This is a genomic window from Nocardioides pocheonensis (assembly GCF_003725535.1).
In the GTDB taxonomy this organism is placed as follows: Bacteria; Actinomycetota; Actinomycetes; order Propionibacteriales; family Nocardioidaceae; genus Marmoricola; species Marmoricola pocheonensis.
Genome location: NZ_RJSF01000019.1, coordinates 86615 through 110266 on the forward strand (window position 1 = coordinate 86615; position 23652 = coordinate 110266).

The window sequence follows — 23652 nt, forward strand, 5'->3', positions numbered from 1 at the left end:
CCTCGAGCAGAGGAGCAGCAATGACCGACCAGAACTCGCGGGCCGCTGGTGAGCGACCCCTCAGCCGGAGGGCACTCCTGACCGGGTCTCTCGGGGTCGGCATCGTCGTGGCCGGGGCGCGCTCCTCCATGGGTGCTTCGTCCGGGCCGAGCACGCTCGCGCGGCTGGCCGGGACGGCGCACCCGCAGAAGACCGTGCACCTCGCGGGCACGGACGGCTGGGTCTCGATGCCGGCCGGGTCGCCGGCGGACGCGCCGTTCTTCCCCGACAGCCTCGCACCCGACCCGTTCAACACCTACGTGTTCGGGTTCCGCGACGTGACCGGGATGACCGCGCAGCAGGTCGCCGCGCAACGGGGCAAGGCGCAGATCAGCGCGCCGATGCTGTCCTTCGACGAGGAGGACGACATCACCATCACGCTGTCCAACCTCGGGCTCCTCGTCCGGCCGGACCTGTTCGACGGTCACACGTTGCACTGGCACGGGTTCGTCAACGCGATCCCGCTGTTCGACGGCGTTCCGGAGCTGTCGCTCGCCGTGCCGGTGGGCCGCGACTTCTCCTACTTCTACCGCCCTCACGACGCCGGCACGTACATGTACCACTGCCACTTCGAGGACGTCGAGCACGTGCAGATGGGCATGACCGGGATGGTGTTCATCCGGCCGGCCCAGAACAAGGCGCCCGTGGGATCGGACCCGCTGGGCACGAAGTACGCCTACAACGACCACGACGGCTCGACCCGCTACGACCGCGAGTTCGCGTTCATGCTCACCGAGCTCTGGTCGGCGGCCCACTACCGCGACGCGCACATCCAGGTCAGCGACTGGACCGACTACGACCCGAGCTTCTGGTTGCTCAACGGTCGCGGCTACCCCGACACGCTCCAGCCCGGCGGCGACCCGCTGTCGACCGCCGCGGGACGGCTGCAGTACCAGCCGATCACCTCGCTGGTGCGCTGCAACGCAGGGGACCGGGTGCTGCTGAGGATGTCCAACCTGGGCTACCAGAACCACGCGATGACCGTCGACAACATCGACCTCACGATCGTGGCGAAGGACGCCAGCCTGCTCAAGGGCCGCGACGGCACGCAGAACTACATCGTGACGAACACGGTCGACGTGGGACCCGGCGAGAGCAGGGACGTGATCTTCGTGGCTCCCGGGCCCGGCGAGTACCTCCTCTACGACCGCAACTACTCCTACCTGGCCAACGGCGGTGGGCCCGGCTACGGCGGGATGATGACGAAGATCCTCGTCGGCGCGCCGGGCACCTATCCCGCCCAGTCGGCCGCGAACGCCTGAAGCCCACGAGGAGACCTGCCATGACCACAACCGGAAAGCTCCGGACCAGGTTCGCCGAGCGCCGCGTCACGATCGGCCTCGCCCTCACCGCACTGCTCCTGGCCGGTGTGCCGGCGATGTCCACGGCCGGTGCGGCCACCTCCGAGGGCCTCGAGTGCGCGTCGGCGACCCAGCAGACCTTCAACCTGACCGCCGGCGACGGCTACGTCAGCACGCCCGACGGCAACTCGCTCTACATGTGGAGCTACGGGATGTCCTCGGGCGGCTTCCAGCTGCCGGGTCCGACGCTGTGCGTCGTCTCCGGGCAGAAGGTCACGGTGGTGCTGCACAACACGCTGCCCGAGGAGACCTCGATCGTCTTCCCCGGCCAGCGCGGCGTGACGGCCGACGGTGACCCGGCCCAGCCGCAGCTCAACGCCACCGGCGGGATGACCTCGATGGTGCAGGCGGCGGACGCGAACAGCGGCTCGGTGACCTACGAGTTCACGGCCGGCAGCCCGGGCACCTACCTCTACGAGTCGGGCACGGACATGAACAAGCAGGTCCAGATGGGCCTGTACGGCGCGCTCGTCGTCCGGCCGGCCGGGCATCCCGACCAGGTCAACAACCGCGCCGACTCGAAGTTCGACCCCCAGCACGAGTACGTCTTCCTGCTCTCCGAGGTCGACCCCGACCTGCACCTCGCGGTGGAGCGGCACGACCCGGTGGACTGGTCGTCGTACCGGGCCCGCTACTTCATGATCAACGGCCGGAGCATGCCGGACACGCTGGCCCCGAACCACGCGTCCTGGCTGCCCCACCAGCCGTACGGGGCCCTGGTCCACATCAAGCCGTACGACGCCTCGACCAACCCTGATCCGGCGGTGATCCGCTACCTCAACGCCGGCACCGTGAACTACCCCTTCCACCCGCACGGCAGCGACGAGCGGGTCGTGAACACCGACGGGCAGGCGCTGGCCGGCAGCAACGCCGAGGACCTGTCCTACCTGAAGTACGACATCGACGTGCAGCCGGGGCAGTCGGTCGACGCTCTCATGGACTGGCGCGACGCGGAGCACTGGAACGCCTCGACGAACCCCATCCCGACGACGATCCCGGCGATCACCGACCAGCTGCTCGTCGGACCGGACACGTGGTTCAGCGAGTCGCCGTACCTCGGCTCGAAGGGCGCGGTTCCCACGAACATCACCGACAACAACCAGTGCGGTGAGTACTACCACGTGGCGCACAGCCACGCGCTGGAGCAAGCCACCAACTACGGCGCGACCTTCGGGGGGATGATGACGGTCTTCCGCATCGACCCGCCCGCCGGTTGCCCGGCGAACTGAGGACCGTGCGATGAACACCACCCGACCGAGTTCCTCCTTCGGTGCTCACCTTCTTCTCACCGTCCTGACCACCCTGGCGCTGGTCGCGGCCGTCACCTCCCTGGTGGCCGCGCCGGCCCGCGCAGCCCGATCGGCGTCGACCGGGGTGCGCGTGGCCGCCCCCCAGGCCGTCGCCCCCGGTTCCGCCGCCGAACCGCGTGCGGTCGCCCCCCAGGCCGCAGCCGCGGTCGGCAAGCTGACGCCGTCGGGCTGCGTGCGGGCCGCTGGCAACGCCCAGTGCGACCTGTACGCGATGGGCGGGAGCACGCAATTGCTCGGCCAGACCCTGCCGATCTGGGGGTTCTCCACGACCGGAGCGGCCGGTAGCGCGACTGCACCCGGCCCGGTGCTGGTCGTGCAGCAAGGGGACACGGTGTCGATCACCCTGCACAACCAGCTGTCGGACAACGTCTCCCTGTCCCTGCCCGGGCAGCCGGCTTCAGCGTTCACGCAGGGCCTCTCGGCAGCCGACCAGACCACCGGCGCGACACCGGGCGGCACCGCGACGTACACGTTCCACGCGGACCGTCCCGGCACGTTCCTCTACGAGGCCGGTCACACCCCGCAGGGTGCCCGTCAGGTGGCGATGGGACTGGCGGGTGCGCTGGTGGTCCTGCGCACCGACGCCACCGCCTCCGGCCACGCCTTCGACGACGAGTCGGTCGTCGTGCTCAGCGACATGGACCCGCGGCTGAACGCCGCTCCGGCGACCTTCGACATGCGCAGCTACCGGGCCCAGTGGCGGCTGATCAACGGCAAGCCGTTCCCGTCCACCAACCCGATCGCCACGGACCAGGGCCACACCGTCCTGCTGCGCTACGTGAACGCCGGCAGTGTCGCGCACCCGATGAGCCTGCTCGGCGCCAACCAGCTCGAGGTGGCGCAGGACGGTCACGACTTCCCGCAGGCGCTGCGCACGGTCGTCGCCGAGGTGGACTCGGGCACGACCCTCGACGCGCTGGTGACGATGCCCAGCGGCCCGGAGTCCCGCGTGACCCTGTACGAGACCGGGTCCCACCTGGACAACGTCGGCCAGACCGAGCTCGACCCGACCAAGGTCGCGGTCGGAGGCATGATGACCTTCCTCGACACGCAGGCGCCGCCGCCGACCAGCGACCTCGTCGGGCCCTCGCCGAGCAACGTCACGGTCACCCCGTCGCGCTCGGCCGGCACCGCGCCGGTCACGGTCACCGCAGACCTCAGCGACGTGCGCCACGGCGGCTCCAACGTGACCGCTGCCGAGTTCGTCGTGGACGACCCGTCGGTCGCCGTCGGGAACGGCATCCCGATGGGCCCCGCAGCGGCGTTCGGCACTCCCACGGCCAGTGTGACCGGGACGATCCCGGTCTCACCGCCGGCCGGGCAGACCTGCACGCCGGCCACCGGCCCGGTCCCGGTGACCCTCGAGTGCCTCTCGGCCGGGAAGCACATCGTCTACGTCCGCGGCCAGGACTCCGCGCACAACTGGGGAGTCGTCGGCTCGGTCGTGCTGAACCTGCCCAAGACGGGTCCGACGACCCGCGACGCGACCACCACCCCGGCCGTCGCGAACGGGACGGGTCCGGTCGCAGTGTCGGCCACGGGTGACGACAGCGCGGCCGACGGCCTGATCGACGGCGCCGAGCTCTTCCTCGACGCGATCGGGAGCGACGGCTCCGGTACGCCGATGCTGCTCAACCGGTCCGCGGCGATCGTCAGCGAGGACCTGACCGTCCCGGCAGCGCTGCCGGCCGGCCAGACGTGCGCCACCCAGCCGCTGGTGGCGGCCTGCCTCTCGGAGGGGACGCACCACCTGTACCTGCACAGCCACGACGACCTCGGTCTGTGGGGCCCCGTGCTCGACGTGCCGTTCAGGGTCGACCGGACCGGGCCGGCCGTGGATGCGGCGAGCGTGACACCGAACCCGAGCAACGGCCTCCTATCGCCTCCGGGTGACAGCGGGTACCTGAGGGTCTCGGCCCTGATCACCGACCGCGACTCGCTCAGCGGCGCGCTGCAGGGCAAGGTCGTCCGTGCCGAGGGCTTCTTCGCACCGTCGTCGACGAACCCGGCCCCGGGGTCAGGCTTCGCCCTGCTCCCGGTCGACGGGACGCTCGACTCCACCAGCGAGAACGTCTACGGGCTGATCCCGCTGTCGCAGGTGCGGGTCAAGGCCAACGGCACCTACCAGGTGCTGGTCCGCGGCAAGGACGACGCGGGCAACTGGGGTGCCCTGTTCGCGGTCTCGCTCGTGATCGACAAGACCGCACCGACCCTGGGTGCCCTCACCGCCTCGCCGAACCCGACTGCAGGCGCAGCCAACCTCACGCTGACCGCCCCGGTCACCGGCGACACGTCGTTCCAGACCGCGGAGCTGTGGACCGGCACGACCGATCCGGGCGTGGGCAAGGCGACGCGCGTCAACGTCGGCTACGTCAACGGCTCGGTCGTGGTGACCGTCCCGCTGGCCGGGTACCCCTCCGGCAGCAGGCAGTTCAACCTCCGGGTCCAGGACATGGCCGGCAACTGGAGCAACGCGGCCAGCACGACGGTCACGGTGTCTTCGGCAGGGCTCCTGTCCGACTCCTTCGAGAGCGGCACCCTGAGCCTGTGGTCCTCGATCACCGGGTCGCCGACCGTCACGACCGCAGCCGGTCTGCTGCCGACCGACGGGACGAACAAGGGCATGCAGGTGACGCTGCCGCAGGTCGGCTACGTCGTCGACGACAGCCCGGCGGCGGAGACGGCGTACCACGCCCGGTTCGCCTTCTCGGGCGCTTCGATGGCGATCCCGAGCGCCAACACCACGGCGATCACGGTGTTCGAGGCCCGGACCGCCTCCGGTTCGGCGTACTCCGTCCAGGTCGGGCGGAGCGGAGGCGGCACGGGACCTGCCACCCGGGTCCGGATCGTGATGTCGCGGTCCGGGGCCGGGGCGGTCACCGGAGCCTGGGTGAACCTGACGGCCGGAGCCCATCGGCTGCAGACCGACTGGCTGTCGGGACCGGCGACCGGTGCCGGCCAGGGAAGCCTGCGGCTCAGCGTGGACGGCGTGGTGTCGTCGACGCTGACGGGGAACACCAGCACCCTGCGCATCGAGAGCGTGCGGCTCGGCCTGATCGCGGGCCTCAACAACGCCTGGACGGGTCGAGCATTCTTCGACACGTTCACCTCCTCGCGAACGAGCCTGCCGTGATGCCGCGGCGGTTCGTCCTCAACGTGGTGCTCCTCGCGGTGGTCGCCGTCCTGGCCGCCATGTGCGCGGTGCTGGCGCTCCGGCTCGGGCCGGAGGCCCGGGGCGCCACGGGGCCGGTGCCGCGCAGCGCCGGGCTCGAGAAGGTCACCGGCGTACGCATCTCGCGCGTCGCGGTGGTCGGTGACGGGGGTCTCGTGACGGTCTTCTACGTCGTCCTCGACCCGGAGAAGGCCAGCCGGTTCCAGGCCGACCGCGAGCACAGCCCGAGGCTCAGCAGCGAGCGGCGCGACGGCGGCACCCAGCGCACCTCGATCATGCGCACCGGGCACCAGATGCGGGCCGGCCAGACCTACTACCTCGTCTACCAGAACACCGGGAACGCCGTCCGCTCCGGGGAGACGATCACGCTGACCTACGGAGGCCGCGCGCTCCACCACGTCCCGGTGCTGTGATGCGCAAGGCACCGTCGGTCGTCCTGCTGGTGCTCGTGGCCGCGTTCGCGGTCCTCGGCGGGGCCGCGCCGGCGGCCGGGCACGCGTACCTCGTCGGAAGCAACCCCGCCGACGGGGACCGGCTCACGGGCGCGCCGCCCGAGCTGCGGCTCGACTTCAGCGAGCACGTCGTGCTGGCGGCGACCCGGATCGAGGTGCGCACCGCCGACGGTCGTGAGGTCGCCGTGGGCGACGTCCGCCTCGAGACCAAGGACGCCGGGGACACCGAGGAGCCGGCCACGATCGTGGCCGCCTTGCCCGACCTCCGGGCCGACGCCTACCGGGTGTCGTGGGAGACGCTCTCGAGCGACGACCTGCACCGCACCTCCGGACTGATCGTCTTCGGCGTCGGGCGCAACGTCGCGCCGGCGGCGTCCGTGACCTCCACGACCCGGCCTGAGGAAGCCCTGCTGCGCGGGGCGCTCCTGGCGTGCATCGCGGTCGCGCTGGGCGGCCTGGTCGCGCGGCGCGTCCTGCTCCGAGCCCTGACCGGCCCCTCTGCCGATGCGGCTCAGCGCGTGGTCACGCGCCTCGCCGTCGTCGGTGCCTCGGCGGCTCCGTTGCTGGCGATCGCGCTGTTCGCGGTCCAGTGGGCCGCGTCCGGCACCGGTCCCGCAGACCTGCTCGTCGGCGGCTACGGTCCCCGGGCGGCGGTCCGGCTGGCCGGGCTGCTCGTCCTGTGTGCGGTGTGGTGGTCGTGGCGCCGGCGGTCGGTGCTCCCGGGCCGCGCGGCCGCGGTGGCCTGCGTGCTGGTCTCGGTGGGAACAGGCCTGATGGGCCACGCGCCCTCGGGTGGCAGGAACCTCGTGCACGTGGTCGTGGCGTCGGCCCACGTCGCTGCCGCCCTCAGCTGGGCCGGCGCGCTGGTGTGCCTGGCGGCCGCGATGCTGTGGGGCTCGGCACGACGGGCGCCGGACGTGCTCGCGACCCTGCACGCGTTCGGACCGGCTGCCGGGGCCTGCCTCGGCGTCACGGTCGTCACGGGGATCTACCTCAGCAGCGACACGGTGGTCTCGGTCGACGCCGCCGTCCTGACGACGTACGGGCGCACGCTGATCCTCAAGGTCCTGCTCGTGGCCGTCGCCGGTGCACTCGGCCTGTGGCACCACCGGCGGGTGCGCGGCCCGCACGACCTGGACCCGCCGCGCCGCACCGTCCTGGCGGAGGCCGGGGTACTGCTGGCCGTGGTCGGCCTCGCCGGCCTCCTCGCCAGTACGGCGACCGCGACGGACCCTGCGTTCGCGCGGCAGGCCCCGGTCTCCGTCGGCCAGGTCAGCCGACAGGTGACCGACCTCCAGCTCGCTGCGGGCCTCAGCCCGAACCGCCGGGGCGACGCGCTCGCGGTCGTCGACGTGTTCGACACGCGGCGGCCCGCTCCGGGGCCGGTGGTCGGCGTCGACGTCCGGCTGGGCGGCGGTCCCCACGCCGCGGCGGAGCGGCTCGGTGACGGCCGCTGGTCGGCGCCGGTCCGCATCGACGCCGCCGGGCCGACCACGATCACGGTCACCGTGCTGCGTGCCGGCATGCCGCCCACGGTGACGGACTTCCGGTGGACGGTGCCGGGTGCGCACCCCGCGCGGGGCGTCCTGATCTCGCACACCCCCGTGCGTCCGCTGCTCCGGTGGTCGGCGGCGGCCCTCGCCGGAGTCCTCCTCGCCGGGTGGACGATCGTGGGGCGGCGCGGGCGAGCGCGTCGCCCTGCTCACGCGCAGGACCTGCGGCCGCCGCGCGCCGACGAGCTCGACGACCGGCTCGACGACGGGATGACCGCGCGAGAGCGGTGACGCGTTCCGGCGGCTCGCCCGGCGCTCGCCCGAGGGTGCTCAGGGCGCGGTCGACGGCGAGGGCGCCGGCGTGAGGCCGGGGTCCGGCGTGGGCTCCGGCGTGGGCTCCGGCGTGGGCTCCGGGTCGGGCGCGGGAGTGCACGGGTCGGGGCTGGGTTCCGGGGTCGGATCGATGATCGGGCTTGCCGGATCGGGAGTGGCGGGGTCCGTCGGCGACGGGTCGGCAGGAGCCGGGTCGGTCGGCGTCGGGTCGGTCGGGGTCGGGTCGGTTGGCGTCGGGCAGGTGCCGACCGGCACCGGGTCGCCGGGGTCCGCCGGCGGTGTCGTCGCGGAGGGCGGTGCCGGCTGCGGACCGGCCGGCTGCGCAGCCGGCACCGCGGTCGGTCGTGCGGTGGCGGACGCCGTCACCGTGACCCACGAGGTGAGCGCGGCCTGTCCGACGGCCGGCGCGGGCCGGCCGGGCTTCGGTGCGCCCAGGGGCGCCGGTGCCGGACCCACGGGCCAGGCCTGGAGGGTCGGCATACCCGCTGCGAGCACTGCGGCTCCGCCGCTGCCGAGGTCGGCGCTGTCGAAGGCCGCCTTCCAGGCCAGGACCAGACGCAGGTAGCTCCGCGAGTGGTTGTAGGAGACGATCGCCGCCCGCAGGCCCGTCTCGGTCGCGAGGTCCCGGCCGCCTGCGCACAGGTAGACCATGGCCGCGCCCGCGGCGTCGTCGAGGTCCTGCGGGTCGCGGACCCCGTCGCCGTCGAGGTCGACGGCGACGACGCGCCAGGTCGCGGGGATGAGCTGCATCGGCCCGAGCGCACGGTCCCACGTCGCGTTGCCGTCCCACGTGCCGGCGTCGGTGTCGGGCACGGCACGGAACCGACGGCCGTCGAGGACGGGGCCGAGGATCGCCGGCGCGACCCGGTTGCCGGAGTCGAGCCGGTGGCCGGCGGCGTTGCCGGACTCGACCTGCCCGATCGCGGCGAGCAGGGACACGGTCAGGTGGCACTCGGGAGGAGACGCGGCCACCGCCCGCTGGTAGGCCGCCAGGACCGCGGCAGTGAGGGTCACCGCCGGATCCGGCTGGCCCCGGAAGATCCTGGCCGCAGGCGTGGCGACGAGGTCGCCGCCGACGACCGCCGGGACCTCCGGCGGGATCGGGGCCGGGACCGGTGCGGCACGGTCCAGGGGTGCGCGGGGCACGACCGACGCATCGAGCGTCGGCCGGTCGGCAGGGGCGCCGAGGGCCACGACGAGCAGGCCGGCGGACAGGGCGGCGGTCGTTTCACGCCTCATCAGCCCAGCGTGGAGGTACCGCCCGGCCGACGCCGGAATGTGACCGGTCCGTCAGCAAAGCGTCAGGGCCGGTCATCCGAGTCGCCCGAGAGCGGGCCGCGCTTTGTCGGGTGTTCGCCCGACGACACGGCCGGCCGGGCCTCCTAGCGTCGAGACGTCCGGTCCGCCGCGAGCAGAGGAGCCCGTCATGAGCAAAGCAGTGATCAGCCTGACCACCGGTCTGGAAGACCCCGAGAAGGTGCTCGTCGCCTTCCTGGTCGCCGTCGGAGCCGCCGAGAACGGCCGGGAGACCCTGATGTTCCTGACCAAGGAGGCGGTCCGGCTGGCCGTCCCCGGTGTCGCCGTGGGGATCGCGTGCGACGGGTGCCCCCCGATCGAGGACCTGGTCAAGCGGTACGACGCCGCCGGCGGCCGCTACTACGTGTGCCCGATCTGCGTGAACGCCCGCAAGCTCGACGCGGAGACCCTCATCCCGGGAGCGGAGATCAACGGCACCGTCCCGATGTGGGCCTGGATCGGCGACGAGCCGGCGACGACGTTCAGCTACTGACGTGACCAGCATCGCTGCGCGCACCTCGGCGATCGCCGAGGGCAGGGGGGAGGCGCCCTGGCCGGGCCACGAGTACGTACGGGGCTGGGGAGTGTTCGGCCTCCCGTTCGACTCCGGCCACGTGCTGGCGCTGCGGGTGTTCCCGCAGAACTCCTTCGCGCCGTACTGCACGGTCTGGCACCGTGACCCCGAGGGCCGCTGGTCGATCTTCGCCGACGCGCCCCGCCTGGACATCGCCTGCCCGCGCTACTACGGACCGGCCTGCGATCGCGTGGGCAGGTCGCGCATCGACGTGGCGTGGACCGGCCCGCGCGACCTGCGCGTGACGATGGACGACCCGCACCTGGAGTGGACCCTCACGGTCGCACGCTCACCCCGGCTGGCCGTGGTCAACCCGGCCGCGGCCGCGATGCCGCTGTCGAGCTGGCGACCACGTGCCCTGGTGCGGGCCCGCGAGCTCCTGGCCGGCGCGCTCGGCATGGGCCGGCTCGAGCTGTCCGGCGAGATGCCGAGCGGCCATGACGGCCTGCTCATGCCGAAGCGGATGTACCTCATCGGCGGATCGCGGGCGAGGCTCGACGGCACGGACCTCGGCCGACCGACCCGGCTGGCGGAGAACCCGATGATCGGCGGGGTCGCGCTGCCCAGGCGCGGGGTGCTCGCCGTCGGTCAGGCGGTCTGGGCGATCCGCGACCCCGACGAGTTCGAGAGACTCCGCCGCGAGACGTCGTGGGAGCCCGCTGCGAGTGGGTCCTCCCGGCGAGCGGCCGAGGGGTCGCGCCGGTTCCGGTCGGCCTGACCGCCGAATCCTCGCCGGGCGGCCACCGCGCTGTACACGCCCTCGTCATCCGACATTGACCTCGACGAAGCCGTTGCGCAACGACGCGTTGCTGCGCTGGGCACATGACCCTACGGATCAGCGTCATCGGCACCGGCTACCTGGGCGCGACGCACGCCGCCTGCCTGGCCGAGCTCGGCTTCGACGTGCTCGGTGTGGACCGGTCGGCGGCCAAGGTGGACGCGCTCTCCCGTGGCCTGGTGCCCTTCCACGAGCCCGGCCTCGACGAGCTCGTCGCCGGCCACACCGCCTCCGGCAGGTTGCGGTTCACCACCGACCTGGCCGAGGCCGCGGCGTTCGCCGACGTGCACTTCATCTGCGTCGGCACGCCGCAGCAGTCCCAGGGGACGGCGGCCGACCTGACCGCGGTCTTCGACGTCGCCGCCGGGCTCGCCCCGCACCTGCGACACAGCACGGTCGTCATCGGGAAGTCGACCGTGCCGGTCGGTACGGCGGCCGAGCTGGCCGCCACCCTGCGTGCTCGGCTGCCCCTGGGCGTCGAGGCGGAGGTCGCGTGGAACCCGGAGTTCCTGCGCGAGGGGCACGCCGTGCAGGACACGCTCCGCCCCGACCGCCTCGTGTTCGGCGTCACCTCGCCCGGTGCGGAGCTCGTGCTGCGCGAGATCTACGCCGCCGCGATCGAGCGCGGCACGCCCGTCCACGTGACCGACCTGGCCACCGCCGAGCTCGCCAAGGTGGCGGCGAACGCGTTCCTCGCCACGAAGATCTCCTTCATCAACGCGATGGCCGAGATCAGCGACCGCGCGGGGGCCGACGTGGTGGCGCTCGCCGACGTGCTGGGTGACGATGCCCGCATCGGTCGCCGGTTCCTCGACGCGGGCATCGGGTTCGGGGGCGGCTGCCTGCCCAAGGACATCCGGGCGCTCGCGGCCCGTGCCGCCGAGCTCGGAGCCCCCTCGATCCGCGCGCTCCTCGAGGACGTCGACGACATCAACCTCCGGGCGCGTGACCGCGCCGCCGACCTGGCGGCGGCGATGTGCGGCGGCGATCTGGACGGCAGGCGGGTCGCGCTGCTCGGCGCCGCGTTCAAGCCGCTCTCGGACGACGTGCGCGACTCGCCGGCCCTGCACGTGGCCGCTGCGCTCCGGCGTCGCGGCGCCGACGTACGCGTCTTCGACCCGGCGGCCGCGAACAACGCACGCGCGGTCGCGCCGGAGCTCACGTACGTCGCCCACGTCGACGCGGCTCTCCACGACGCCGACCTGGTGGTCCTCGCCACCGACTGGCCCGAGCTGGTCGCCCTGGATCCCGGCCGGGCCGGCGCGCTGGTGCGGTCCCGACGGATCCTCGACGGGCGCAACAAGCTGGACGAGGAGGCCTGGACCGCGGCCGGCTGGGCGTTCCGCGCGCTCGGCCGGGCCGCCGCACCGGTCGCAACCGCACCGGTCGCCCCGGCACCTGCCCCGACACCTGCCCCGACACCTGCACCGCGCCGCCCGGGCCGGCTGAGGTCGCGCGCCGCGGCGCTCCTGAGGTGACCGCGCCCGGTCGCAGGATGACCGCCGCCGTCGGCGTCCTCCTGGTCGCCGCCGGGGCGGTTCTGGGTGCCCGGGCCGTGCTCCGGATCCAGGCGCGCGTGGCGCGGCGGCTGATCGGGAAGCCGCTCGGCGAGGAGCCGCACCGGGCCGACAAGACCTACAAGAAGAGCCAGGGGGACCCGCTCGACCTGCTCCTGCTCGGGGACTCGATCGCGGCCGGCCTGGGCGCCGACACCGCGAAGCAGACCCTCGGCGCCCAGCTGGCCAAGCGGCTGGCCAAGCACTCCGGTCGCGCTGTCCGGCTGCACACCGCCGCCACGGTCGGCGCGGAGACCTCGATGCTGGCCGCCCAGCTCGGCGGCCTGCCGGTCGGCTACCTGCCCGACGTCGCGCTGATCGTCGTCGGCGGCAACGACGTGACCCATCGGGTCCGGGTGTCGGAGTCGGTCGCGCACCTGGGCGGCGCCGTCGAGGACCTGCGCTCGCGCGGGGTACCGGTGGTGGTGGGACTCTGCCCGGACCTTGCCAGCCTGAGCGCCGTGCCCCAGCCGCTGCGCGCTCTCGCCGGACTGGCGTCGCGCCAGCTGGCCGACGCGCAGCGGGCAGTCGTCACCGAGCTGGGTGCCCACGCAGTCTCCCTGGCGGACGTGGTCGGACCGTTCTTCGTCTCGCGGCCCGACGAGATGTTCGCCCTCGACCGGTTCCACCCGTCGGGGGCGGGCTACCGGCGGACGGCCAAGGCGTTGCTCCCCAGCGTGCTCGCCGCGATCGGGTACGCCGACACGGTCCCCGTCGGCCACTTCCCTCCGCGCGCCGGGGTGACGCCGGGCTGGTTGCCCGCCGGAAGCCGGGCAGATGGCCGTGTGATCGACGCCGACACGTCCGACGGGCGTTCCCGTCCGTTCAGACGTGCTGCCGAGCGTTGAGGCATGAGCCGACGTCTGCGAGTGGCCATCGTGACCGAGTCGTTCCTGCCCCAGGTCAACGGCGTCACCAACTCCGTCCGGCACGTCGTCGACCACCTCGTCGCCGACGGGCACACCCCGCTCGTGATCGCGCCGGCGCCGGGTCTGGCCGACTACCGCGGCGTGCCCGTGGTCCGCACCCGGTCGATCGCACCGCCGATGTACAAGTCGTTCCCGATCGGCCTGCCCGACCAGGCGGTGGAGAAGGCACTGGCGGCGTTCCGGCCCGACGTGGTGCACCTGGCGTCGCCGATCTCGCTCGGGGCCGCCGGGCTGCGCGCGGCCCGCCGTCTCGGCCTGCCGACGGTCGCGGTCTACCAGACCGACATCCCCGGCTTCCTGCGCCAGTACGGGCTGCCGGGCGAGGCGTCGGTGGCCCGCTGGGTCGCCCGGATCCACCGGCGGGCCGACCGCACGCTCGTCCCCTCGACCGCTGCCCACCGGAAGCTGGAGTCGCTGGGCGTGCCGAACCTCCACCGCTGGGGCCGTGGCGTGGACCTCGACCTCTTCGGTCCGTCCCACCGGCTCGCCCACCTGCACGACCGCTGGGCGCGGGCCGGGCGAGGCCGGGACCCCCACGTCGTCGTCGGCTACGTCGGCCGGCTCGCGCCGGAGAAGCAGGTGCGCCGGCTCCGTGAGATCGCCGACCTCCCCGGCGTCCGGGTCGTCGTCGTCGGGGACGGACCCGAGAAGGAGTGGCTGCGGAAGAACCTGCCCGGCGCCGTGTTCACCGGGATGCTGTCCGGCCTCGACCTCGCGCGCGCCTACGCCTCCCTCGACGCCTTCGTGCACACCGGCGAGCGCGAGACCTTCTGCCAGACCATCCAGGAGGCCCAGGCCAGCGGCGTGCCGGTCGTCGCGCCGGCGGCGGGTGGTCCGATCGACCTGGTCGACCACGGTCGCACCGGCCTGCTCTACGACCCCGACGAGCCGGCGTCGCTGCGCTCGACCGTCGCGCTGCTGGCACGCGACCAGGAGCTGCGTGGCGAGCTTGCCGCCGCCGGGCTCCGCCGGGTCGCGAGCCTCGACTGGCGGCACGTGGTCCAGGACCTGGTGGAGCGGCACTACCGCGAGGTGCTGGGTCTCGCCGCCGAGCCCGACGCCGCGTAGCACCGGGCCCAGCGACCCGGCCGGCCGGGCCGTTCTCCTCTGCACCTCGCCGACACCCTCTCGGCAGGCTGGAGGGTGGAGGCCAGGACCATGCTCGAGTTCGAGGGTGTGACGAAGCGCTTCGGGTCCGTCACCGCGCTCGACACGTGCACGTTCAGTGCCGGGCCGGGTCGGCTGACCGGGTTCGTCGGGCCCAACGGTGCCGGCAAGACGACCGCGATGCGCTCGGTCTTCGGGCTGGTCGAGCTCGACGCCGGCACCGTCCGCTGGCGGGGTGCACCGATCGGGCAGCGCGAGAGGCAGCGTTTCGGCTACATGCCCGAGGAGCGCGGGCTCTACCCGAGGATGCGGGTGCGTGACCAGCTCCGCTACCTCGCAGAGCTCTGCGGCCACGGGCGGCGGCAGAGCCTGCGCAGCGTCGACGAGTGGCTCGAGCGGCTCGGCCTGGCCGACCGCGCCCGCGACCGGGTCGACACCCTGTCGCACGGGAACCAGCAGCGCGTGCAGCTGATCGCCGCGTTGGTCAACGACCCGGACCTGCTCGTCCTCGACGAGCCGTTCGCGGGCCTCGACCCGATCGCGCTGGAGTCCATGTCCGGCCTGTTGCGCGAGGTCGCGTCGGCCGGCCGGACCGTCCTCTTCTCCAGCCACCAGCTCGACCTGGTGGAGGACCTCTGCGAGGACGTCGTGATCATCGACCACGGTCGCGTCGTCCGCTCGGGCGACCTGGCCCAGCTGCGGGCCGGCGTACCGCAGCGGTTCGTGGAGCTCCGCCACCGGGGCGGGCCTCCCGACCTCACGCGACTGAGCGGCATCGTGGTCGCCGAGTCCGTGCCGGGGCTGGTGCGGCTGCAGGTCGCCGGCGACGTCGACCTGGCCGAGCTCGTCGCCGAGGTCCGGCGCTCCACCGACCTGGTCTCGTTCAGCTACCGACCCCCGTCGCTGCCGGAGCTGTTCCGCGAGGCGGTGACGGCATGAACGGCCTGCGCCAGGCCCGGTTGGTCGCTGCGCGGGAGATCCGTGAGCGGCTGCGGTCGCCGGTGTACTACGTGTCCCTCGGTCTCATGCTCGTCTCGGTGCTGGCCGCCATCCTCGCGCCGTCCCTCGTCGGCAGCGGCGGTGAGAAGAAGGTCGGCGTCGCGGGCGAGACTCCCGCGAGCCTCGTGCGCACCCTGGAAGGCCAGGCCCGGGCGACCGGCACCGAGGTCAGCGTGCGTCGCTACGCCTCGACCGACGCGGGCGAGGATGCGGTGCGCCACGGCCGGATCGACGTGCTGGTGGTCGACGGTCGGAGGCTCGAGTGGCAGCGTCGTGCCGACGAGGAGCTGAAGGCGCTGATCACGGGCTCCGCCCAGGTCGTCGCGGTCCAGGAGCGCGCGACGGCGGCCGGCATCCGGCCCGAGACGCTCGGAGCGCTGCTGGCGCCGGTCAAGGTCGGCAACCGGGTGCTCGGACCGGTGGCCGGTCGCACCAGTGACGACGAGACGGCGACGTACCTGCTCTCGATCATGCTCTTCCTGACGGTCAGCGTGTACGGCGGCATGGTGCTCACCGGCGTGGTCGAGGAGAAGTCGAGCCGGGTGGTGGAGGTCCTCCTCGCGCGGCTGCCGCCGTGGAGCCTGCTCGCCGGGAAGATCGCCGGGATCGGCGTCCTGGGGCTCGTCCAGGTGGCGGTCACCGGTGTCGCAGCCCTGGTGGCGGTCTCGGTCTCGGACCTGGCCGACCTTCCGGCCGCGCGTGCCAGCGTGCTGGCCTGGGCGGTGGTCTGGTTCGTCGTCGGCTACACGCTCATCGCCACGGCGTACGGCGTGCTCGGCTCGTTGACGTCGCGCAGCGAGGACGCCTCCAGCGTGACCGGGCCGCTCACGGTGGTGCTGATCGCCGCCTACTTCGCGGGCTTCGCGACGATCGGCAGTCCCGACGCGCTGTGGGCGCGCCTGGTGTCGTGGTTCCCCGTCACGGCGCCGTTCGCGATGCCGAACCGGATCGCGATGGGCGCGGCCCTGTGGTGGGAGCCGCTGCTCGCGCTGGTGCTGACCGCTGCCGCGACGGCCGGGCTCGTCGTGCTCGGTGGCCGGATCTACTCGCACGCGATCCTGCGCACGGGCGCCGTGGTCAAGCTCGTCGACGCCTGGCGCGGCTCGAGCGTCGCTGCCCGCGTCCGCACCCGGCCTGGTCGCGGCGCCCAGGCGGCGCTCGTGGCCGGCGCGGTGGCCCTCGGCGCCGTCGCGGGCGTGCTCTCGCGCGATGTCGTCGTCGGCGTCGGAGCCGGGGCGATCGCGCTCACGATCGCGTCGCGCTTCCGCAAGGCGCATCGCTGACTCCTTTCCCGCGCACCGAACGGTCGTGGCCGATTTCCGCTAGAACTGTCGGCGGGCGGTGCGCAGACTGGACCCATGTTCGAGGACACGGAGGCCTGCTACCGGGCGGTGAAGAGCAAGGACCGTCGCTTCGACGGGGTCTTCTACACCGCGGTGAGCAGCACCGGCATCTACTGCCGGCCGAGCTGCCCGGCGATCACCCCCAAGCTCGCCAACGTGACCTTCTACCCGAGTGCGGCGGCCGCCCAGCAGGCCGGCTACCGCGCGTGCAAGCGCTGCCTGCCCGACGCGACCCCGGGCTCGCCCGAGTGGGACCTCGCCGCCGACGTCGCCGGGCGGGCGATGCGGCTGATTGCCGACGGCGTGGTCGAGCGCGACGGCGTGGACGGCCTCGCCCAGCGGCTCGGCTACTCCGCGCGTCAGCTCAACCGTCTCGTCACCGGCTCGTTCGGCGCCGGCCCGCTCGCCCTCGCCCGGGCCCGGCGCGCACAGACGGCCCGCGTGCTGGTCGAGACGACGGCGCTCTCGTTCGCCGACGTCGCCTTCGCCGCGGGGTTCTCGAGCATCCGGCAGTTCAACGACACGATCCGTGAGGTGTACGCCGCGACGCCCACCGAGCTGCGGGGTCGTCGCGGTGGTCCGCACAGCGCCGGCACGGTGACCTCCGGGTCGATCGCGACCCGGATCGGCGTACGCGAGCCGTTCGCGGGAACCGAGCTGCTCGACTTCCTCGCGGTCCGGTCGGTGCGGGGCGTGGAGGCGGTGGGGGAGGGCTGGTACGAACGCTCCCTGAGCCTGCCGCACGGTCCCGGCGTCGTCCGGGTCGAGCTGGCCGACCGGCCGACCGGCTACGTGCCGTGCCGGTTCACGCTCGCGGACGCGCGTGACCTCGCACCGGCGCTGGAGCGCACCCGTCGGCTGCTCGACGCGGACTGCGACCCCGTCGCCGTCGACGAGCAGCTCGGCGGCGACCCGGCGCTCGCCCCGCTCGTCCGGCGTCGCCCCGGGCTGCGGGTTCCCGGCCACGTCGACGGCGTCGAGCTCGCCGCGCGTGCCGTGCTCGGGCAGCAGGTGAGTGTCGCGGGCGCACGCACGCTCGCCGCGCGCCTCGTCGCCGACCTCGGGGAGCCCCTCGACCTGGCCGGTGACCACCAGGTCACCCATCTCTTCCCGACCGCGTCGGCGCTGGCCGCCGTCGACCCCGAGCGGCTCGCGATGCCACGTGCGCGGGGCCGCGCCCTGGCCGCGGTCGCGTCCGCGCTGGCCGACGGGACCGTCGTGCTCGACCGGAGCGCCGATCGTGGTGACGTACGGGCCCGGCTGCTCGACCTGCCCGGCATCGGACCCTGGACCGCCGACTACGTCGCGTTCCGGGTGCTCGGTGACCCGGACGTCTTCCTGCCCACGGACGTCGGGGTGCGCCACGCCGCCGACCGGCTCGGCATCGACGCCGTCGAGCAGAGCCGGCACTGGAGCCCGTGGCGCTCCTACGCACTCATCCACCTGTGGTCGTCGCTCGGTGACCCGGGTTCCCCGGTATCGACCAAGAAGGAGTCATAGGGTGACCACAACGACTGACGAGAAGGCGACCCAGAGCCCAGTGTGGACCGTGATGGAGTCACCGATCGGTGACCTGCGGATCATCGCCCGGGACGACGCGATCGTCGCGATCGAGTTCAGCCCCTTCCGCGGCCTGGCCGACGGACGCCCGATCGGCGAGCGCACCGACGACGACCCGCTGCTCCGACGGGCGGTCGCGCAGCTCACGGCGTACTTCGCCCGCGAGCTGCGGGAGTTCGACCTGCCGCTCGCCCCGCAGGGCAGTGCCTTCCAGCGGCAGGTGTGGGACCAGCTCCGGCTGATCCGCTGGGGCGAGACCGCGTCGTACGGCGAGATCGCGCACCGCCTCGGCCACACCAACGCCGCGTCCCGCGCGGTCGGGCTCGCGAACGGCCGCAACCCGATCCCGATCGTGATCCCCTGCCACCGGGTGATCGGTGCCGACGGCTCGCTGACCGGGTACGCCGGTGGCCTCGACCGCAAGCAGCTGCTGCTCGGGCTGGAGCAGGACGCGCTGTTCTGAGGCGGCTGCTCCGCCGCGGCCGGGCGCAGCGGCCGCGCCTGCCGTGACGCCGCGCGTCACCTCACGCGTACCCGGACATGCGAATGTCGCGAAAGTGGGCTGTCAGGCGGACTGACGCACCACGGACGACAATTGCATGTCCGGGTACGACGGGTGCGCCCCCTCCCAGGACCGCCGCCCCTCACGTCTCCGCCGACTCCTCCGCGAGCCCGCGGGACACGTTCTCCTGGGCGATCCGGCGGATGCCGAGCAGCAGCGGCTCCTGCAGCAGCGTGCCCACCACCGCCGCCTCGACGCTGGCCTCGACGTCGGTGTCCGCGATCTCGAGCACCGACAGCACCTCGTGCGCCGCGACCGGGCGCATCGCCGCGGCGTACAGGTCGAGGAGCCGGTCGCTGACCGGGTGGCCGACGCCGTCGAGCGCGTCGAGCGCGCGCGCGAGCTGCACGGCCTGCGGATGGCCGGGCGCGAGCTCCCACCGCTGCCGGGCGAGCATCCCGTCGACACGGGCAAGAGATGCCTGGGTCGGTGGGGTGTCGTCCCCCGGGGAGGCGCCGAGCCGGGTGTGCGCGCTCCCGACGGCCTCGTGCCACGACTCGGCGTGATCGATGCCGTGCAGGACCTGCCGCACGGTCTCCAGCCGCAGCCCGGCGATCTCGGTGAGCGCGCGGATCAGCCGGAGCCGGCGCACATGGGTGTCGTCGTACGCCGCCCGGGTCGCGCCGGTCGCCTCGCCGGCCGGCAGCAGGCCCTCGCGCAGGTAGTACTTGATCGTCGGCACGCTGCACCCTGAGCGTGCGGAGAGCTCGGCCATCCACATGGAAGACAGATTGACATTGGATAGTTGTGCTGTCCAATATTGGCGAGCAGAACTATCCAATGGAGGCAGCATGTCCGACGAGTCCCGGGTCCTCGCGGGGATCCTCTTCCTGTCCCTGGTCACGGTCGAGACCGGTGGCCTGTACCTGGTCAAGCTCTGGAAGGACGCCGCCGGGGCGACGCCGTTCCAGATCGGATTCGCCCGGGCCGGGCACGCGCACGCCGGTGTGCTGCTGGTGCTCGGCCTGCTGACCCAGCTCTACGTCGACCAGACCGACCTCGGCGGGGCGCTGGGATGGCTGGCACGCGCCGGCGTCCCGGCGGCGGCGATCCTCATGCCGGCCGGGTTCTTCGCGGCCTCGGCGGGCCGGGGCCTGACTCGGCCGAACCGCCTCATCGCCCTCGTGTACGCCGGCGCGCTGGTCCTCGCGGTCGCACTGACCACCCTCGGGGTCGGCCTGCTCGTGGCCTGAGGCTGTTACTCCGCCGCGGCCCGGCGCAGCGACTCGGACAGCCGGTCCGCGGCGGCGAGCACGGCCGGGGCGTGCATCCGGCCCGGCTGCCGCGACAGTCGCTCGAGCGGCCCGGAGACCGACACGGCGGCGATCACCTTGCCGCTGGGGGAGCGCACGGGGGCCGACACGGACGCGACCCCCTGCTCGCGCTCGCCGACGGACTGGGCCCAGCCGCGCCGGCGGATGCCGGACAGCGCCGTGGCGGAGAAGGCGGCGTTCTGCAGACCGCGGTGGATCCGCTCGGGGTCCTCCCAGGCGAGCAGGATCTGGGCCGCGGACCCGGCGCGCATGGTCAGCTGCGAGCCGACCGGGATCGTGTCGCGCAGGCCGCTCGGACGCTCGGCGGCGGCGACGCAGACGCGGTACTCGCCCTGCCGGCGCCACAGCTGGGAGGACTCCCCGGTGATGTCGCGCAGGCGCGCGAGCACGGGCCCGGCGGCGGCCAGCAGCCGGTCCTCGCCGGCGGCCGCGGACAGCTCGGCCAGCCGCGGGCCGAGGACGAAGCGGCCCTGCATGTCGCGGGCCACGAGACGATGGTGCTCCAGCGCGACGGCGAGCCGGTGGGCGGTGGGCCGGGCCAGCCCGGTGCCGGCCACCAGGCCGGCCAGCGTGGCGGGCCCGGACTCGAGGGCGGCGAGTACGAGGGCGGCCTTGTCGAGGACGCCGACTCCGCTAGAGTTGTCCATATACCAATACTGCCGTCTCAGATCATGGGATGCAAGAGTACGGTTGACCGAGTTCGAGGACGAGGGTGGTTCACGACGGCGTGACCACGGAGGAAGGGAGAGGCCATGGGCAGGACCCTGGCGGAGAAGGTCTGGGACGAGCATGTCGTCCGCACTGCTGACGGAGAGCCCGACCTCCTCTACATCGACCTCCACCTGATCCACGAGGTGACCTCGCCCCAGGCGTTCGACGGCCTGCGGCTCGCGGGCCGCAAGGTACGCCGACCGGACCTGACCCTGGCCACCGAGGACCACAACGTCCCGACACTCGACTGGGACAAGCCGATCGCCGACCCGGTCTCGCGCACCCAGGTCGAGACGCTGCGGCGCAACGCCGAGGAGTTCGGCGTCCGCCTGCACCCGCTCGGCGACGTCGAGCAGGGCATCGTCCACGTCGTCGGCCCGCAGCTGGGCCTGACCCAGCCCGGCATGACGATCGTGTGCGGCGACAGCCACACCAGCACGCACGGCGCCTTCGGCGCGATCGCGTTCGGCATCGGCACCTCCGAGGTCGAGCACGTGCTCGCCACCCAGACCCTCATGCAGGCGCGCCCCAAGACCATGGCGGTCACCGTCAACGGCAGCCTGCCGCCGGGCGTCACCGCCAAGGACCTCGTGCTCACGTTGATCACCCACACCGGCACCGGTGGCGGCCAGGGCTACATCGTGGAGTACCGCGGCCAGGCGATCGAGGAGCTCTCGATGGAGGGCCGGATGACCGTGTGCAACATGAGCATCGAGTGGGGGGCCAAGGCCGGCCTGATCGCGCCCGACCAGACCACCTTCGACTACCTCGAGGGGCGTCCGGAGGCGCCGAAGGGCGCCGACTGGGACGCCGCGGTCGCGCACTGGAAGACGCTGGTCACCGACGAGGACGCCCGGTTCGACCAGGAGATCGTGCTCGACGCCTCGACGATGACGCCGTTCGTCACCTGGGGCACCAACCCCGGCCAGGGCGTGCCGCTGGGCGGCGTCGTGCCGGACCCGGCCGAGTTCGAGGAGGAGCAGGACCGCGTCGCTGCCGAGAAGGCGCTGGAGTACATGGGCCTGGAGGCCGGTACGCCGATGCGCGAGGTCAAGGTCGACACCGTGTTCGTCGGCTCCTGCACCAACGGCCGGATCGAGGACCTGCGCCTGGCCGCGGAGATCATCAAGGGGCACAAGGTCGATCCCGACACTCGCCTGCTCGTCGTGCCCGGCTCGGTGCGCGTGCGGATGCAGGCCGAGTCCGAGGGGCTCGACGTGATCTTCAAGGAGGCCGGGGCGGAGTGGCGCGGCGCCGGCTGCTCGATGTGCCTGGGCATGAACCCCGACCAGCTCACGCCGGGGGAGCGCAGCGCGTCGACCTCGAACCGCAACTTCGAGGGCCGTCAGGGCAAGGGCGGTCGCACGCACCTCGTGTCGATCCCCGTCGCCGCCGCCACCGCGATCCGCGGCACGCTGTCGTCGCCGGCCGACCTGGTCCCCGCCGGCTCCACCCACGAGTCGGAGGCCTGAGCCATGGACAAGTTCCTCACCCACACCGGCGTCGCGGTCCCGCTCAAGCGCAGCAACGTCGACACCGACCAGATCATCCCGGCCGTCTACCTCAAGCGGGTCACCCGCACCGGCTTCGAGGACGGCCTCTTCGCCGCCTGGCGCAACGATCCCGAGTTCGTCCTGAACCGGCCCGAGTACGCCGGCGCCTCGATCCTGGTCGCCGGACCCGACTTCGGCACCGGCTCGTCGCGCGAGCACGCCGTCTGGGCACTGCAGAACTACGGCTTCAAGGTCGTGATCTCGTCGCGGTTCGCCGACATCTTCCGTGGCAACTCCGGCAAGGCCGGCCTGCTCGCGGCACAGGTCGACGAGAAGGTCGTGCAGAAGATCTGGGACCACCTCGAGGAGCACCCCGGTGCGACCGTCACGGTCGACCTGGAGAGCCGCACCGTCAAGGCCGGCGAGGGCCCCGACGCCATCGAGGATTCCTTCGACATCGACGACTACACGCGTTGGCGATTGCTCGAGGGACTCGACGACATCGGCATCACCCTGAGCCACGAGGCCGACATCACGGCGTACGAGGCGACCAGGCCTTCCTGGAAGCCAGTGACGCAGCACTGACACCTTCTTCGCCACGACGCACCGAGTTTTCCCATCTCTGCAAGGGGAAACTCGGTGCGTTCGGCATTCCCGGACCAATGCTTCCGGGAATGTGCGCCGTGAATTGCTTTTGACGCGCTTGCAATTGGTCGAACGACACGCGCGTTCATGCATTGTGGCAACACTCACTTTTGCCTAGCGTGCAAGGGGAAAGTCGAGCAAGGCGCTCGATGCCAGACGTTCACGAAAGGGAAGCCTGTGAACAAGAGTCAGTTGATCGACGCTCTTGCCGCCCGCTACGAGGGCAACAAGAAGGCGGCGGCGCACGCGCTGGAGTCGGTGCTCGACACCATCACCCGCGAGGTCGCGAAGGGCGAGAAGGTGGCCATCACCGGTTTCGGGTCGTTCGAGAAGCGCGTTCGTGAGGCCCGCTGGGTGCGCAACCCGGCCACCGGCCAGCGGATGAAGTCGAAGAAGACCTCGGTGCCGAAGTTCAGCGCCGGCGCCGAGCTGAAGGCCATCGTGTCGGGTGCCAAGAAGCTGCCCAAGGTCGCCGCGGCCACACCCGCTGCCGCGAGCAAGACCGCCGCCGCTGCCAAGAAGACCGCGACCAAGTCGGCTTCCGCGGCGAAGAAGACGGTGGCCAAGAAGGCGCCTGCGAAGAAGGCTCCGGCCAAGAAGGCGGCTCCGACCAAGAAGGCCGCCGCCAAGAAGGCACCTGCGAAGAAGACGGTGGCCAAGAAGGC

At 72.8% G+C, this 23652-nt stretch carries 21 protein-coding genes; 18 read left to right on the top strand and 3 right to left on the bottom strand.

Going from position 1 to position 23652, the window contains the following annotated elements; translation table 11 throughout:
• Positions 1-20 precede the first annotated feature (20 nt).
• The 5 genes from EFL26_RS06255 to EFL26_RS06275 are packed head-to-tail and all read left to right on the top strand — an operon-like array spanning position 21 to position 8118.
• Complete coding sequence (locus tag EFL26_RS06255) at positions 21-1301, top strand: multicopper oxidase domain-containing protein (protein ID WP_123222033.1); 1281 nt, start codon at positions 21-23, stop codon at positions 1299-1301.
• Between the two features lie 20 nt (positions 1302-1321).
• Positions 1322-2629 carry a multicopper oxidase domain-containing protein gene (locus EFL26_RS06260; RefSeq protein WP_123222034.1) on the top strand — a complete coding sequence of 436 codons (1308 nt, stop codon included), beginning with the start codon at positions 1322-1324 and terminating at the stop codon, positions 2627-2629.
• A gap of 10 nt (positions 2630-2639) precedes the next feature.
• Positions 2640-5843: a multicopper oxidase domain-containing protein gene (locus EFL26_RS06265; protein WP_123222035.1), complete on the top strand. Its 3204-nt coding sequence runs from the start codon at positions 2640-2642 to the stop codon at positions 5841-5843.
• Positions 5843-6295, top strand: a complete 453-nt coding sequence (locus EFL26_RS06270) for a hypothetical protein (protein ID WP_148046650.1) — start codon at positions 5843-5845, stop codon at positions 6293-6295. The genes EFL26_RS06265 and EFL26_RS06270 overlap by 1 nt, the downstream gene beginning before the upstream one ends.
• Positions 6295-8118: a copper resistance CopC/CopD family protein gene (locus EFL26_RS06275; protein ID WP_123222037.1), complete on the top strand. Its 1824-nt coding sequence runs from the start codon at positions 6295-6297 to the stop codon at positions 8116-8118. The genes EFL26_RS06270 and EFL26_RS06275 overlap by 1 nt, the downstream gene beginning before the upstream one ends.
• A gap of 39 nt (positions 8119-8157) precedes the next feature.
• On the opposite strand, the gene EFL26_RS24095 is transcribed toward EFL26_RS06275, so the two are convergent.
• Positions 8158-9399, bottom strand: coding sequence for a lytic transglycosylase domain-containing protein (locus tag EFL26_RS24095; RefSeq protein ID WP_183408057.1), 1242 nt, complete (start codon positions 9397-9399; stop codon positions 8158-8160).
• A gap of 187 nt (positions 9400-9586) precedes the next feature.
• On the opposite strand from EFL26_RS24095, the gene EFL26_RS06285 reads away from it, so the two are divergent.
• From EFL26_RS06285 to EFL26_RS06325, 9 genes are all read left to right on the top strand, one after another.
• A complete protein-coding gene (locus tag EFL26_RS06285; RefSeq protein WP_123222038.1) occupies positions 9587-9949 on the top strand; it encodes a DsrE family protein in 363 nt (120 codons plus the stop codon).
• 1 nt (position 9950) lies between these two features.
• Positions 9951-10748 carry a hypothetical protein gene (locus tag EFL26_RS06290; protein WP_221176857.1) on the top strand — a complete coding sequence of 266 codons (798 nt, stop codon included), beginning with the start codon at positions 9951-9953 and terminating at the stop codon, positions 10746-10748.
• A 104-nt stretch (positions 10749-10852) separates the two neighbouring features.
• Positions 10853-12286, top strand: coding sequence for a UDP-glucose dehydrogenase family protein (locus EFL26_RS06295; RefSeq protein ID WP_123222039.1), 1434 nt, complete (start codon positions 10853-10855; stop codon positions 12284-12286).
• A gap of 17 nt (positions 12287-12303) precedes the next feature.
• Positions 12304-13212 (top strand): SGNH/GDSL hydrolase family protein, encoded by a 909-nt coding sequence (locus EFL26_RS06300; protein ID WP_123222040.1) that lies wholly within the window; start codon positions 12304-12306, stop codon positions 13210-13212.
• Between the two features lie 3 nt (positions 13213-13215).
• A complete protein-coding gene (locus EFL26_RS06305; RefSeq protein WP_123222041.1) occupies positions 13216-14361 on the top strand; it encodes a glycosyltransferase family 4 protein in 1146 nt (381 codons plus the stop codon).
• 90 nt (positions 14362-14451) lie between these two features.
• On the top strand, positions 14452-15339 hold the full coding sequence (locus tag EFL26_RS06310; RefSeq protein WP_123222042.1) for an ABC transporter ATP-binding protein: 888 nt from the start codon (positions 14452-14454) through the stop codon (positions 15337-15339).
• A complete protein-coding gene (locus tag EFL26_RS06315; protein WP_123222043.1) occupies positions 15336-16682 on the top strand; it encodes an ABC transporter permease in 1347 nt (448 codons plus the stop codon). Before EFL26_RS06310 ends, EFL26_RS06315 begins: the two co-directional genes overlap by 4 nt.
• 75 nt (positions 16683-16757) lie before the next feature.
• Positions 16758-18242: an AlkA N-terminal domain-containing protein gene (locus EFL26_RS06320; RefSeq protein WP_123222044.1), complete on the top strand. Its 1485-nt coding sequence runs from the start codon at positions 16758-16760 to the stop codon at positions 18240-18242.
• A 1-nt stretch (position 18243) separates the two neighbouring features.
• Positions 18244-18765, top strand: coding sequence for a methylated-DNA--[protein]-cysteine S-methyltransferase (locus EFL26_RS06325; RefSeq protein ID WP_342773516.1), 522 nt, complete (start codon positions 18244-18246; stop codon positions 18763-18765).
• Positions 18766-18946: 181 nt separating this feature from the next.
• Here the strand turns inward: EFL26_RS06325 and EFL26_RS06330 are convergent, their stop codons facing one another.
• Positions 18947-19657 (bottom strand): MerR family transcriptional regulator, encoded by a 711-nt coding sequence (locus EFL26_RS06330; RefSeq protein WP_123222045.1) that lies wholly within the window; start codon positions 19655-19657, stop codon positions 18947-18949.
• Between EFL26_RS06330 and EFL26_RS06335 the strand changes: the two genes are divergently transcribed.
• A complete protein-coding gene (locus tag EFL26_RS06335; protein WP_123222046.1) occupies positions 19656-20057 on the top strand; it encodes a hypothetical protein in 402 nt (133 codons plus the stop codon). The two genes, EFL26_RS06330 and EFL26_RS06335, sit on opposite strands and share 2 nt — an antisense overlap.
• Positions 20058-20062: 5 nt before the next feature.
• Here EFL26_RS06335 and EFL26_RS06340 read toward each other — a convergent pair whose 3' ends face one another.
• Positions 20063-20785, bottom strand: coding sequence for an IclR family transcriptional regulator (locus tag EFL26_RS06340; RefSeq protein ID WP_123222047.1), 723 nt, complete (start codon positions 20783-20785; stop codon positions 20063-20065).
• A gap of 105 nt (positions 20786-20890) precedes the next feature.
• Here EFL26_RS06340 and leuC point away from each other — a divergent pair, with 105 nt between their 5' ends.
• From leuC to EFL26_RS06355, 3 genes are all read left to right on the top strand, one after another.
• A complete protein-coding gene (gene leuC / locus EFL26_RS06345) occupies positions 20891-22321 on the top strand; it encodes a 3-isopropylmalate dehydratase large subunit (RefSeq protein ID WP_123222048.1) in 1431 nt (476 codons plus the stop codon).
• Between the two features lie 3 nt (positions 22322-22324).
• On the top strand, positions 22325-22927 hold the full coding sequence (gene leuD / locus EFL26_RS06350; protein WP_123222049.1) for a 3-isopropylmalate dehydratase small subunit: 603 nt from the start codon (positions 22325-22327) through the stop codon (positions 22925-22927).
• A 237-nt stretch (positions 22928-23164) separates the two neighbouring features.
• Positions 23165-23652 (top strand): HU family DNA-binding protein (locus EFL26_RS06355; RefSeq protein ID WP_148046664.1); only part of this gene is annotated, 488 nt, incomplete at its 3' end.

Excerpts from the sequence above, each read along its gene's own strand:
- EFL26_RS06315 (WP_123222043.1), top strand. The coding sequence starts at position 15,336 with ATGAACGGCCTGCGCCAGGCCCGGTTGGTCGCTGCGCGGGAGATCCGT.
- EFL26_RS06260 (WP_123222034.1), top strand. The coding sequence starts at position 1,322 with ATGACCACAACCGGAAAGCTCCGGACCAGGTTCGCCGAGCGCCGCGTC.
- EFL26_RS06270 (WP_148046650.1), top strand. The coding sequence starts at position 5,843 with ATGCCGCGGCGGTTCGTCCTCAACGTGGTGCTCCTCGCGGTGGTCGCC.
- leuC (WP_123222048.1), top strand. The coding sequence starts at position 20,891 with ATGGGCAGGACCCTGGCGGAGAAGGTCTGGGACGAGCATGTCGTCCGC.
- EFL26_RS24095 (WP_183408057.1), bottom strand. The coding sequence starts at position 9,399 with ATGAGGCGTGAAACGACCGCCGCCCTGTCCGCCGGCCTGCTCGTCGTG.
- EFL26_RS06275 (WP_123222037.1), top strand. The coding sequence starts at position 6,295 with ATGCGCAAGGCACCGTCGGTCGTCCTGCTGGTGCTCGTGGCCGCGTTC.
- leuD (WP_123222049.1), top strand. The coding sequence starts at position 22,325 with ATGGACAAGTTCCTCACCCACACCGGCGTCGCGGTCCCGCTCAAGCGC.
- EFL26_RS06265 (WP_123222035.1), top strand. The coding sequence starts at position 2,640 with ATGAACACCACCCGACCGAGTTCCTCCTTCGGTGCTCACCTTCTTCTC.
- EFL26_RS06285 (WP_123222038.1), top strand. The coding sequence starts at position 9,587 with ATGAGCAAAGCAGTGATCAGCCTGACCACCGGTCTGGAAGACCCCGAG.
- EFL26_RS06300 (WP_123222040.1), top strand. The coding sequence starts at position 12,304 with ATGACCGCCGCCGTCGGCGTCCTCCTGGTCGCCGCCGGGGCGGTTCTG.
- EFL26_RS06335 (WP_123222046.1), top strand. The coding sequence starts at position 19,656 with ATGTCCGACGAGTCCCGGGTCCTCGCGGGGATCCTCTTCCTGTCCCTG.
- EFL26_RS06330 (WP_123222045.1), bottom strand. The coding sequence starts at position 19,657 with ATGCTGCCTCCATTGGATAGTTCTGCTCGCCAATATTGGACAGCACAA.
- EFL26_RS06340 (WP_123222047.1), bottom strand. The coding sequence starts at position 20,785 with ATGGACAACTCTAGCGGAGTCGGCGTCCTCGACAAGGCCGCCCTCGTA.
- EFL26_RS06255 (WP_123222033.1), top strand. The coding sequence starts at position 21 with ATGACCGACCAGAACTCGCGGGCCGCTGGTGAGCGACCCCTCAGCCGG.
- EFL26_RS06320 (WP_123222044.1), top strand. The coding sequence starts at position 16,758 with ATGTTCGAGGACACGGAGGCCTGCTACCGGGCGGTGAAGAGCAAGGAC.
- EFL26_RS06310 (WP_123222042.1), top strand. The coding sequence starts at position 14,452 with ATGCTCGAGTTCGAGGGTGTGACGAAGCGCTTCGGGTCCGTCACCGCG.
- EFL26_RS06295 (WP_123222039.1), top strand. The coding sequence starts at position 10,853 with ATGACCCTACGGATCAGCGTCATCGGCACCGGCTACCTGGGCGCGACG.
- EFL26_RS06305 (WP_123222041.1), top strand. The coding sequence starts at position 13,216 with ATGAGCCGACGTCTGCGAGTGGCCATCGTGACCGAGTCGTTCCTGCCC.